We start from the raw sequence: 417 nt of genomic DNA on the forward strand, positions 1-417 counted from the left end.
CCGTGCACCGCTGAACCGGTTCGGTGGGCCAGAGAGCTGCAAGGGCCGCCTCCAGGCCGGGAGCGCCGTCGATGATCAGCAGCTCCGGGGTGGCGAGCTTGCGGGCGACCAGATCGTCCAGGAAGGCGCGCCATGCCGCTTCGCTCTCGCCGCCCATGTTGCGCAGGCCGAGAAGAACCTTCTGGCCGTCGCGTCGGACGCCCAGCGCCACCAGCACCGAAATGCCGGTGGAGCGCTTGTCGAGCCGGACCTTGACCACCGTGCCGTCCAGGATGACGCGGACGATGTCGTCTTGTGAGAGATCGCGCCTCTGCCAGGCTTCCCAGTCGCCCTGGACCTTGCGCCACGCCCGGCTGACGGTGTCCTTGCCGACCGCTCCGCCGAACAGCGCTCCCAGGGCACGGCGGACCCGGCGGG

Annotated in this window: 1 protein-coding gene; it reads right to left on the reverse strand. The window is 70.5% G+C overall.

Annotated features, from left to right (window positions below):
• The coding region (locus N826_RS39275; protein ID WP_044438120.1) for an IS256 family transposase at positions 1-417 on the reverse strand (417 nt) is incomplete at both ends.

This window comes from Skermanella aerolata KACC 11604 (genome assembly GCF_000936425.1).
In the GTDB taxonomy this organism is placed as follows: Bacteria; Pseudomonadota; Alphaproteobacteria; order Azospirillales; family Azospirillaceae; genus Skermanella; species Skermanella aerolata.